The sequence below is a fragment of the Streptomyces sp. NPDC091371 genome (assembly GCF_040684275.1).
In the GTDB taxonomy this organism is placed as follows: domain Bacteria; phylum Actinomycetota; class Actinomycetes; order Streptomycetales; family Streptomycetaceae; genus Streptomyces.
In genome coordinates this window covers 13,373-24,191 of record NZ_JBFBFP010000004.1, presented here as the reverse complement: position 1 = coordinate 24,191, position 10,819 = coordinate 13,373, and the positions used below count along the sequence as shown (strand labels likewise).

Annotated in this window: 11 protein-coding genes; 5 read left to right on the top strand and 6 right to left on the bottom strand. The window is 72.6% G+C overall.

Translation table 11 applies throughout. From position 1 onward, the window contains the following. Positions 1 to 6: 6 nt before the first annotated feature. Complete coding sequence (locus AB0O21_RS06985; protein ID WP_365167746.1) at positions 7 to 1,239, bottom strand: sigma-70 family RNA polymerase sigma factor; 1,233 nt, start codon at positions 1,237 to 1,239, stop codon at positions 7 to 9. Between the two features lie 2 nt (positions 1,240 to 1,241). After that, positions 1,242 to 1,676: a YciI family protein gene (locus AB0O21_RS06980; RefSeq protein WP_365167195.1), complete on the bottom strand. Its 435-nt coding sequence runs from the start codon at positions 1,674 to 1,676 to the stop codon at positions 1,242 to 1,244. A gap of 206 nt (positions 1,677 to 1,882) precedes the next feature. On the opposite strand from AB0O21_RS06980, the gene AB0O21_RS06975 reads away from it, so the two are divergent. Together AB0O21_RS06975 and AB0O21_RS06970 are read left to right on the top strand one after the other, a co-directional pair. After that, positions 1,883 to 2,413, top strand: coding sequence for an EF-hand domain-containing protein (locus tag AB0O21_RS06975; RefSeq protein WP_365167192.1), 531 nt, complete (start codon positions 1,883 to 1,885; stop codon positions 2,411 to 2,413). Between the two features lie 92 nt (positions 2,414 to 2,505). Next, the gene (locus AB0O21_RS06970; protein WP_365167189.1) at positions 2,506 to 3,750 is read left to right on the top strand and encodes a glycosyltransferase; all 1,245 of its coding nucleotides are present in this window, start codon (positions 2,506 to 2,508) and stop codon (positions 3,748 to 3,750) included. Here the strand turns inward: AB0O21_RS06970 and AB0O21_RS06965 are convergent. Together AB0O21_RS06965 and AB0O21_RS06960 are read right to left on the bottom strand one after the other, a co-directional pair. Continuing rightward, positions 3,682 to 4,650, bottom strand: a complete 969-nt coding sequence (locus tag AB0O21_RS06965) for an NAD-dependent protein deacetylase (RefSeq protein ID WP_365167186.1) — start codon at positions 4,648 to 4,650, stop codon at positions 3,682 to 3,684. The two genes, AB0O21_RS06970 and AB0O21_RS06965, sit on opposite strands and share 69 nt — an antisense overlap. Before the next feature lie 90 nt (positions 4,651 to 4,740). Next, positions 4,741 to 5,397 (bottom strand): hypothetical protein, encoded by a 657-nt coding sequence (locus tag AB0O21_RS06960; protein ID WP_365167183.1) that lies wholly within the window; start codon positions 5,395 to 5,397, stop codon positions 4,741 to 4,743. Positions 5,398 to 5,602: 205 nt separating this feature from the next. On the opposite strand from AB0O21_RS06960, the gene AB0O21_RS06955 reads away from it, so the two are divergent. From AB0O21_RS06955 to AB0O21_RS06945, 3 genes are all read left to right on the top strand, one after another. Continuing rightward, positions 5,603 to 6,124 carry a hypothetical protein gene (locus AB0O21_RS06955; RefSeq protein WP_365167181.1) on the top strand — a complete coding sequence of 174 codons (522 nt, stop codon included), beginning with the start codon at positions 5,603 to 5,605 and terminating at the stop codon, positions 6,122 to 6,124. 27 nt (positions 6,125 to 6,151) lie between these two features. Continuing rightward, positions 6,152 to 7,114, top strand: a complete 963-nt coding sequence (locus AB0O21_RS06950) for a hypothetical protein (protein WP_365167179.1) — start codon at positions 6,152 to 6,154, stop codon at positions 7,112 to 7,114. Between the two features lie 109 nt (positions 7,115 to 7,223). Next, positions 7,224 to 9,785: a PKD domain-containing protein gene (locus AB0O21_RS06945; RefSeq protein ID WP_365167177.1), complete on the top strand. Its 2,562-nt coding sequence runs from the start codon at positions 7,224 to 7,226 to the stop codon at positions 9,783 to 9,785. 197 nt (positions 9,786 to 9,982) lie between these two features. On the opposite strand, the gene AB0O21_RS06940 is transcribed toward AB0O21_RS06945, so the two are convergent. Together AB0O21_RS06940 and AB0O21_RS06935 are read right to left on the bottom strand one after the other, a co-directional pair. Further along, the gene (locus AB0O21_RS06940) at positions 9,983 to 10,318 is read right to left on the bottom strand and encodes a YnfA family protein (protein WP_365167174.1); all 336 of its coding nucleotides are present in this window, start codon (positions 10,316 to 10,318) and stop codon (positions 9,983 to 9,985) included. Positions 10,319 to 10,328: 10 nt separating this feature from the next. Then, a complete protein-coding gene (locus tag AB0O21_RS06935; protein WP_365167171.1) occupies positions 10,329 to 10,784 on the bottom strand; it encodes a heavy metal-responsive transcriptional regulator in 456 nt (151 codons plus the stop codon). Between the last annotated feature and the right edge of the window lie 35 nt (positions 10,785 to 10,819).

The window sequence follows — 10,819 nt, the reverse complement described above, 5'->3', positions numbered from 1 at the left end:
GCCCGGTCAGGGATCGAGACGGGCCGCCCTCGTCTGGAGGTAGCGGCGTTCGGGGAGGCTGAGGGTGGTGCGGGCGGCTGCGCGGTAGGCGTCGGCGGCGGCCTGGCGGGCGCCGGTGCGCTCGAGGAGGTGGGCGCGGACGGCGGTGAGGCGGTGGGAGTGGGCGAGGCGGGGCTCCAGGGCGGTCAGAGCGGCCAGGCCCGCCTCCGCGCCCTCGACCATCGCCAGCGCGACGGCGCGGCCGAGTTCCGCCATGGGGTCGGGAACCGGCGACCGGTCCACCAGGACGTCGTAGAGGGCGAGGATCTGGGGCCAGTCCGTGGTGTCGGGGCCCGAGGCCGCGTCGTGGAGGGCGGCGATCGCGGCCTGGAGCTGGTACGGGCCGGGCGGGCCCTCCGTCAGGGCCTCCTCGACCAGGGCCGTGCCTTCGGTGATCGCCGCCCGGTCCCAGCGGGCCCGGTCCTGCTCGTCGAGCGGGATCAACTCGCCGTGCGGTCCCGTACGGGCCGCGCTGCGGGCCTCGGTGAGCAGCATCAGGGCGAGCAGGCCGGTCACGGCGCCCTCGCGGGGCAGCAGCCGACGGGCCGCCCGGGTCAGGCGGATCGCCTCGCGGGCGAGGCCGGCGCGGTGGAGGGTGGGCCCGGAGCTGGCCGTGTAGCCCTCGTTGAAGATCAGGTACAGCACCTGGAGGACGGAGGCGAGGCGCGCGTCCCGGTCCTGCGCGCCGGGCGGGTGGAAATGCCGGTCGGCCCCCGCCGCCCGCAGCTTCGCCTTCGCCCGGCTGATCCGCTGGGCGATCGTGGCCTCCGGCACGAGGTGGGCCCGGGCGATCTCCGCGGTCGTCAGGCCGCCCACCGCGCGCAGCGTGAGCGCGATCCGGCCGGCGGGCGGGAGAACCGGGTCGCAGCACAGGAAGAGCAGGGTGAGCGTGTCGTCCTCGGCGGGCGCGGCACGGGCCTCGCGCGGTTCGAGGCGCACGGTCCTTTCCTCCCGCCGGGCTCGTGCGGCTTCCGCCCGCAGCGCGTCCGTGAGGCGCCGGGACGCCACCCGGATCAGCCAGCCGCGCGGATTCGCCGGCACCCCCTCCCGCGGCCACTGACCGGCGGCGGCGAGCAGCGCCTCCTGTACGGCGTCCTCGGCGGCGTCGAAGTGTCCGTACCTGCGCACGAGCGCGCCGAGGACCTGCGGCGCGTGGAGCCGCAGCAGGTCCTCGACGTCCCGCGGAACGGGCAGGGGCACGGTCAACCGATCTCGCCTCCGCCGAGCTCGCTCCCGTCCGCCTCGCCGATCTGCCGGATCACGACGGGGTAGTCCGGCGAACCGGCCGGCACCGGGCACCGCGCCACCCGCGCCGCGATCTCGGTCACCCTCTCCAGGCTCGCGCAGTCCAGCACCCAGTACCCGGCGAGCACCTCCTTCGTCTCTCCGTACGGCCCGTCCGTGACGACCGGCCGCCCCTCCGAGTCCGCGGTCACGAACCGGGTCCTCGCGGGCTCGACGAGCCCCTGCGCGTCGACGAACTCCCCGGATTCCGCCAGGTCGTCGTTGATCGCGTTCATGTACGCGAACATCGCCCTGAGCTCTTGCTCGCTCCAGGCGGGGCTGTGCGCGGAGGCCTTGCCGTTCATGGCGTCGTAGTCGGCCTGAGCGCCCTGCACCATCACCAGGTACTTCATGACGGTCTCCTTCACGGGCTGCGGTCCCTTGCGGGGTTCCTTGCACAGGAGACGTCGGAGCGGGATCGCATGTCTCGACACCTCACCGGATCTCACCGGTACGGATTCACCCCGGAGGTGCGAACGGTCCCGAGCCGCGCCCGGTGACACGCCCCCTGGTGCGGGAATCCGCCGGTACGGGGAGGGGCCCGGCCTAGCCTCGCTGTATGAGTACCGAGAAGGTGGCAGTGGCCGACCGGATCTTCGATCGGCTGGACACGAACGGCGACGGAGTGCTCGCCGAGGACGACTACCGGGCGAGTGCGGAGCACGTGCTGCGCTCGTACGGCATGGGGCCGAGCTCGCCCAAGGGGCGCGCCCTGATCGAGGCGAACCTCCTGCTGTGGCAGCACCAGGCCGAGCTCGTCGACCGCGATGGCGACGGGAGGATCACGCGGCAGGAGTACCGGGAATGGATGAGCTCCCTCCCTGCTTCGGAGTCGGGCAAGCCCTCGGGATCGCCGGAGGTGATGGCCGTGCTGCACGCGCAGTTCAACGTGGCCGACCGTGACGGAGACGGAAGGATGGACAGCCGCGAGTTCGCGGTGTGGCGGGGGCTCAAGGGTGTGTCGGTGCGGGAGGCGGAGGCCTCGTTCGAGCTGATCGACTCGGACGGGGACGGGACGATCAGCTGGCACGACTTCAGCGGCGCGGCGAACCAACACGGCCTGGGTGCCCTGCTGTTCAGCCCGAACTAGGCCGCGCGGCCCACCGGGCCGGGCGGGGGTTCTCCAGGACCGCCCCGCCGCGGCCGTTGGCGAGCGGGCGGCGAAGTCGCCAGACTGGGGCCGTGCGCGTACTGATCGTCACGGCCGGCTCCTGGGGCGACGTCGCCCCCTACACGGGTCTCGGTGTCCACCTGCGGGACATCGGCGGCCACGAGGTGGCCATCGCCACTCACGCCCGCTTCCGCGACGCGGTCACCGGCCACGGCCTGGGTTTTCGCCCCCTGCCCGTCGACCCGCGCGACGAACTGGCCTCCGCCACCGGCCAGGACCTGGCCCGCGCGGTCAGCGTCCCCCTCGCGCTGGCCGCCGTCCTGCGGATGGCGCGGCAGTTCATGCCCCGCCTCGCCACGGGCGTCGCCGACGCCGTGGGGCAGGGCGCGGACGTGCTGCTGGCCTCCACCCTCACCGATCCGATGTGCTGCACGCTCGGCGAGGCGCTGGGCATCCCCGTCCTCGGCGCCTACCTCCAGCCCATCGCGCCCACCAGCGCCTTCCCACCGCTGGTCACCCGCGTCCGCGGTCTCGGCGGGTACGGCAACCGGCTCGCCGCCCACGCCGTGTGGCGCGGCGCCGACCGGATCTTCGCCCCGGCGGTCAAGCAGCTGCGGCGCGAACTCGGCCTCCCGGTCAGCCGCTTCGGCTCCGGCGGGCCGCTGAGCCTGCCGCGCGAACGCACCGTGCTGCACGGCTTCAGCCGGTACGCCGTGCCCCGCCCCGCCGACTGGCCCGCCGGGCACCGCGTCTGCGGGTACTGGTGGCCGGCGACCCCGTCCGGCTGGCAACCCGAGCCGCGCCTGCGGGAGTTCCTCGACGCGGGCCCGCCCCCGGTGTTCGCGGGCTTCGGCAGCTTCGTCACGCACGACGCGGGGCGCCTCACCGACCTCCTCGTGCGGGCCCTGCGCGCAGCCGGGGTGCGCGGCATCATCCAGTCGGGGTGGTCCGGTCTGGCCGCCGAGGGCGATGACCTCCTCACCGTCGGGGAGGTCCCGCACGCCTGGCTCTTCCCCCGCACCGCCGCCGTGATCCACCACGCCGGCGCGGGCACCACCGCCGCGGGCCTGCGCGCGGGCGTGCCCGCCGTCCCCGTGCCGGTCCAACTCGACCAGCACTTCTGGGCGGCCCGCCTGACGGCCCTGGGCGTCGCGCCCCGCCCCCTGCCCTACCAGCGCCTGACGGTCGAGGCCCTCACCGCGGCGATCCGTACCGCGACCACCGCCGTCCCCCTGTCCCGGCCCCGCTCACTCGCCGCCGACCTCGCGCGGGAGAACGGGGCCGACGGGGTACTGGCCGAGCTGGACCGGCTCTGAGGCGTCGGTCGCTTCGCCGTCGACCGGGACGTCCAGTCGGTCGGCCAGGGCGGTGAGCGCCGTACCGAGGGGGAGCGACACCCGGGTGACGGCGTGCTGGTCGCCGCGGGTCGGGTCCCGGTTGACGATCAGTACGGGCTTCCCGGCCCGGGCCGCCTGGCGGACGAATCGGAGCCCGGACATCACCGTCAGCGAGGACCCGAGGACCAGCAGTGAGGTCGCCGCGTCGACCAGTTCGCGGCAGTGCTCGACCCGCCGGGGCGGAACGGCTTCGCCGAAGAACACCACGTCCGGCTTGAGGACGCCGCCGCAATTCGAGCAGGGCACCACGCGGAAGTCCCCGACCTGTTCGTCGGTGAGGTCGGCGTCACCGTCGGGGTTCAGCCCCGCGGCCACCGGTTCGAAGCCGGCGTTGGCCTCTTCGAGCCGCCGGGCGAGGTCACGGCGCGAGCTGAGGGCGCCGCAGGAGAGGCAGACGACCCGGTCCAGGCTCCCGTGGAGTTCCACCACGCTCTCGCTGCCGGCGGCCTGGTGCAGGCCGTCGACGTTCTGGGTGATCACACCTGAGAGCAAGCCGTGCCGAGCGAACGCCGCCACGGCCCGGTGCCCTGCGTTGGGCCGGGCGCTGCCGAACGTGCGCCAGCCGAGGTGACTGCGCGCCCAGTAGCGGCGCCGGGCCTGGGCGCCGGCCGTGAAGGCCTGGTAGGTCATCGGGGTGTGCCGGCTCAGGCTCCCGTCCTTGCCGCGGTAGTCGGGGATGCCCGACTCCGTGGAGAGGCCGGCCCCGCTGAGCACCAGCACACCGCCGGCCCTCAGCGCACCGGCGACCGGCTCCGGGTCCGTGGTGCCGGGCGGCAGGTCCCCGGTGGGCGTCCAGCTCAGAGTGGGGCGCATGCGCATGCCGCCAGGGTACGGAACCGGCAGGACGGCGGCACAGCGCGCACGTCACGCACAGCACCCGCACGGCCGCTTCATGCCGGCTCTGCCTGCTCAGGTTTCGTACCAGCCGAGGGCCCCGGCCTGCTCGGGAGGGTCGAAGGACTGGTGCAGGGCCACGAGCGCGGTGATCAGGCGGGGGTCGAGGTCGTCGGCCCGTACCTGGTAGTTCTCGGCCATGCCCCGGAAGACCAGGCGCGTGCGGCGGGAGGCGTCGCGCCAGGTGATCCGGCGGGGCGGGCGGAAGCCGCCGTCGTCCCCGGTCATGAAGGTGGATATCAGGCATATCCAGCTCAGCAGCAGCCCGGTCGGCCACCACACCGCCCACCACGCCAGGCGGCCCTGGTGGCCGCGCAGGGCCGGCCCCTGGACCGGCTCCACGGTCCACCGGGCCCGGCAGATCCGGAAGGCCGGGCGGCGCCGGTAGGTGATCCGCCCCAACGCGACGCCGTGGTGGTCTTCGACGCGGTAGACGACGGGCTGCCCGGTCGCCCGTGAGCCGGGCCGTTCGGTGCGCACGTACGCGAGGGGGATGTCGCCGTCGGCGAGGACGCGGAAGGAACGGGTGCCGGGATGCATGTCGTGCTCGGGGCCGTAGGCGTCGCGGTTCAGCCAACCCGCCCCGGTCAGCTCGCCGTTGCTCTCCGTGCGCAGTACGAACGGCATGCGCGCCCGGTAGCCCACCGAGTACGTTGCAGGCCCCCGGGTCATGGCCTCCCCTTCCTGGCGTCCATCGATCTCCGATGCCTTCGCCGCCGGGCGGTCCGCCCGCCAGGCGTCCGGCAAGATCAGAGAACGTAACCCGATCGGCCATGAGGGACAACTCCAGCACCGGTCAGCGCACCGGCGGGTCTTCAGGCCGGCACCGAACGGCACGGGGGAGGCCGTCCGCTCTGCACCCCGCCCCGCTGTCATCATGGCGGGCGTGACGTCCTTTGAAGCGATCCCCAACACCGGCCGGGTACAGGAACGTTGGCGTGGCCGAGAGGCGCCCTACGGGGACTTCATCGTGTTCTCCGACGGCTCGCTGTCAGTGATGAAGCTCATGAGGTTCTCCCGGCACGACCAGCGGGACGACCCCCGGGCCGAGGACTGGCAGTGGTGGGAGCTTCTACGAGCCACCGCGTGGACCCCCAGCGACTGGATGGACATCGACTTGACGCACGCCTCGTCCACCTACCTCGGGAGCCGTGCCCTGAGCGGCGAGGCACACGACCACGGGAGCATCGGCTGGGTCGCCCTGACCCGGGAGGGCGACGAAGGCGTCCTGGAGTGGCTGGCAGTCTCCTGCTCCTCCAACCCGTTCGCCGAGGTCACTTTGGACGCGACCTCGGTGACCGCCACCAGTACCTCAGGCCGTATCTGGACCTTCCCCCGAGACGCCCCGCAGCACGTGAAGATCACCGTGGATCCCGTCTACCCCTGGCCACGCGGCTGAGCCGGTTGCACATGGCAGACTGGGCCGATGTCCCTCGAATGGCTGGGTGAGACCTTCTGCCTGACCGCAGTGCTCGGCTTGCCGGCAGGTGAGGCGCTCGTCCGCTCCGGAGCCCTGGCTCCGCCCGCCCTCATGACGCGGGAGGAGGCGCTGAGCCGGGCGCGCGACTTCGACGCGGGCTACCCCAGGCTCTGCCTCGCCGCGCAGCACGCGGCCGGGGTGCTGCTGCTCGAGGCGGCCTCCGCGGAGTTGGAGCGGGCCGAGGTGCTCCGTGCGCTGTCCAAGGGCACTGCGGCACTGTCGGTGTCACGTACGCCGGAGAGCTGCATGGTGTCGCTGGCCGAGGACGGCGTGCTGGTCGCGGGCGTGGACGCGGCCCGGCCGTACCTGAGATGGGGTGCCGATCCCGGACGGCTGTCGTTGGAGGGGGAGGGGGCGGACGCGGCGTTCGGTCTGCTGGCCGCCTTCACGCCGGAGGCCGGGCATGCAGCCGCCCGGTTCGCCGGTCAGGTGCCGGGCGCCGCGCTGGTGGCCCTGCTGGACGACCCGCCGGCCCCCGCCGTCCATCCGCTGAGGCTGCGCGACCCCGAGCTGGCCTCGCGGCTGGACCGCGCGCCCGCCGGCGTCCTGCGTGCGGTCGCGCTCGGCCAGGCGTGCTGGTGTACCGAGCAGGCCGGCGTGGCGGGGGAGCCGCAGGTCGTGGCAGCGCTGGCGGGCGGCGTGCCGCGGCGGGTGTCGGACCACGAGCCGCTCGGCCTGCGGATCCGCGCGTGGAACGAGGAGGGCCACGTCGCCGGCGCGTCGCTGGCCGACCCGCTCGGGCGCGAGCGCATGCCGCAGGAGCGGCGGCGCCTGGCCTTCCTCCGGGCGGCGGCCGGCAGCGCGGTGCGCGCGGCGCTCTTCGACGATCCGCTGGCGGCCGCCTTCGGGACGCTGGCAGGCGAGCTGACTGAAGAACGGCGGGCCGAGGTTCTCCGCCAGATGAATTGACCGAGGGCGTCGGCCGTCCGGAGAAACATCCGCTGATCAAGATTGAGGGTGTTAGGTTGACGCCGTTTCACTCCCTGAACTTCCTCAACCAACGGGAAAGTGAAGGCACATGGGCTTACGCAGCTCCAAGAAGAGAATCGTGGTCCTGGCGTTGGCGGCGGTGCTGGGGGCAGCACTCACGCCGCCGGCCACCGCCGATCCGGTGGCTGCCGCGGCCGCGCCGGCAGAGGGATCGAAGGTCACGCGCGAGGTCCGGGTCAGCTTCAGGTACGCCGACGGGACCACGCTCACCGCGGACCAGCTCCGGGCCAAGGTTGCCGCGTCGACCGAGCCGCTCACGCCTGAGCAGGCGCGGCGCGAAGCCAACGAGGTAGCGGTCGCCACCGGCCAGAAGTCCTACCGGGATTCCGCGGAGTTCGGTGACGGCGAGCAAGGCCGGCACGACGAGAGCGGGCTCACGGCCCTCGGCGAGCCCCCGGACGAGCCCGACGGCACGTTCGTCGACAACTGCCTGTCGCTGCCCGGCGCGGAGAGCGCGGTCGGCCGGATCCACAACAGGTTCCAGTACTGCCAGCGCGGCACGATGGTCTTCGACTACTGGACCATCCACACCAACAAGCCGCCGGAGCACGAAGGCAAGACCGAGGCCGTCTACAACATCATCGGCCTGTCCAGCAACCAGACGCGCAAGGCCCGTATCTACTTCCGGATCGAGGAGGACTCGGTCGACTACGACTGGGGCCTGATCGACAACTGGACCACCGCGCCCGACCAGTCCTTCGTCGCGGTCGGCGACTGCCGCGAGTCCCTGACCTACTGCCACGGCGCGTTCTCCGGCATCGACCGCACCTGGGGCGACTGGGACCGCGGGGATTGGGCCAAGTGGGACATCTACTCCCATGAGAACCAGTCGACTTACCAGGACAAGGTGCTCTACCACAGGTGGTTCATCAAGTTCACCTCCGGCGAGGAGGGGGACTTCAAGATGCTCGAGGACGCTTACACCCCCGACCGGCAGATCCGCTGCGACTCCGCCACCTACTTCCCGCGCGCGCCGCAAGCCTGCGTCTTCTCCGAGGTGCTCCCTCACATCACCTACTCCACCGGCGACAGGGACATCGAATCGGTCGCCTTCCACATCAAGACGGCCCAGGACTTCCCGAACGACACCTATCCGCTGCTCGTCCCGGACGGCGTACCGAGGCCGCGCGACAAGAAGATGCCGGGCCGCCTGGGCAGCGCGAGCGACCCGGGTCTGCATCGCTACGACCCGGCGAACACCACCGTCTCCAGATCGAACGAGGCGCACAAAGAGGCCGCCTGCTACCGCACCGGCACCGAGCGGGACTGGTACGTCGACCTGTGGCTGCCCAGGAAGCCCGAGCCGCCCGCCGAGCAGTGCGACGAGTACCCCTTCGCCTCCACGATCGAAGGCGCCGCGCACCCCGACTGGGACTTCTCCGTCCGGCCCGTACCCCAGCGGCAGAACTCCGTCGCGGGCGGCAGGCTGGGCGCCTACTACACCGGCGACCGCATCCTCTACACGTCGACGGATCCCAACGCGGCCGTCCAGGACGAGTTCTGGGTGGACATCACCGACGGCGGCAGCGGCGGCTCACTTCCCGCACCCGTCAACGAGCCGCCCACCGTCAATGCGGGGGCGGACGTCACCGGTGACGAGGGTGCCCGCATCACGCTCAACGGCTACGCCCACGACCGCGAGTCCACGCCCGCACTGACGTGGACGGTGAGCTCCGCCTCCGGCACCGACGCGGGCGCCGCCTGCGTGGTGGCGGACCCGCACGCCGCCCGCACCACCGTCACGTGCAACGACGACGGCGAGTTCGTGGCGACGCTGACGGCCGACGACGGCGTCAACGGCCCGGTGGGCGACCGCGCGAACGTGACCGTGCGCAACGTCGCCCCCAGGGTCGCCGGCTCCGGCGGCTCGCTGCGCACCTCGGCAGCCGCCGGCGCCGACCTGGCCGGCTTCGGCCCCGAACCGTGGTCGGTCTACCGCGCCGGGACCGACGTCACCGTCACCGTGCCGGTCAGCGACCCCGGCACGAATGACAGCCACACCTGCGTGGTCGTGTGGGACGACGGCGTCCGCGAGGAGTTCGCCGCCACGGGCAAGAGCTGCGACCGTACACACCGTTACGCCCACCCCGGCATGTACACGATCGCCGTCACCGTCACCGACGACGACCTGGGCAGCAGGAACCGGCAGACCATGGTCGTGGCCTACGACCCCGACGCCGGATTCGCCACCGGCGGCGGGCATCTCGCCTCGCCCGCACCCACTGAAGGCAAGGCGCACTTCCAGTTCAACCCGAAGTACCTGCCCGCCGACGCGGGCCCGGAGCCGGGCAACGGCAAGGTCGCCTTCCGCGTGCAGGGGACGGACTTCGCAGTCGACTCGGACCGCCTCGAGTGGCTGGTGGTGACCCCCGACGACCGGCTCGCCGTGAAGGGCAAGACGGCCGACGGGCGCGGGTTTGTGCTGTACGGCTACGACCCGGGACGGTTGCGGATCGTGGTGTGGGATCTGAAGACCGGTGCGTACCCGGTGCGGGCCAAGCTCTACGACAACCGGCCCTCGCTGGAGTACGACCTGGACCTGGCCGATCCCCAGGGCATCACGGCGGGGGCGGTGCGGGTGCACAACTGACCGCTGGTCCGACGGGAGGGCCCGCCCCGTTCGCCGGTTCAGGCGACCGGGGCGGGCTCTGCGGAGCCGTGAGCGGATCAGCCCTCGCCGGTTGCGATCAAGCCTTGTCGCGCCGGCGCCGGAAGGGGCCCGGCTTCGACGGCACACGCACCAGGCGGGCCTCGTCGTTGTACCGCGAGCAGGTGTCGGGGCTCGGGTCAGTTGCCGCGAGGTGCGTACATGATCACGGCCATGCCGCCGAGGCAGACCAGGGCGCCGATGACGTCCCAGCGGTCGGGGCGGTAGCCGTCGGCGATCATGCCCCAGGCGATGGATCCGGCGACGAAGATCCCGCCGTAGGCGGCGAGGATGCGGCCGAAGTTGTCGTCGTGCTGCCAGGTGGCGACGACTCCGTACAGGCCGAGGGCGATGACGCCGGCGCCGATCCAGATCCAGCCCTTGTGTTCGCGGATGCCCTGCCAGACCAGCCAGGCGCCGCCGATCTCCAACAGCGCGGCGACGACGAACAGGGCAACGGAACGAGCGACAACCATACGGGCGACCCTACCGGGGGCGGCCCCGGTGATCAGGACGGGCAGCGCGCAGCACGCGACGCGACGCCTTGCCGGGGCTCAGGATGGTGCAGATATCGTCCGCGCCGCAGGCTGCGGGGTCGGTGTCGGCCGCGCGGTCGGCGAGTGAGCGCAGTGCCGTGCGGGCGGAGGTCAGCTCGGCGATGCGCCGGTCGATGTCGTCCAGGTGCGCGTGGATCAACGTGCTGACGTGGGTGCAGGGGGCGTGGCCGTCGTCGCGGAGGGCGAGGACCGAGCGGATCTCGGCGAGGGTGAGGCCGGCGCTCTGGGCTTCTCGGACGAACCGGAGCCGAGTGGCCGTGCGGTCGGGGTAGTCGCGGTATCCGCCCGGGGTTCGCGGTGGCGGGGGCAGCAGGCCGCTGTCCTCGTAGAAGCGGATGGTCTTGGTCGTCAGCCCTGTGTGGGCGGCGAGGTCGCCGATGCGCATGCCTTCAGGCTAGTCCTTGACCTTCCACCCGACTG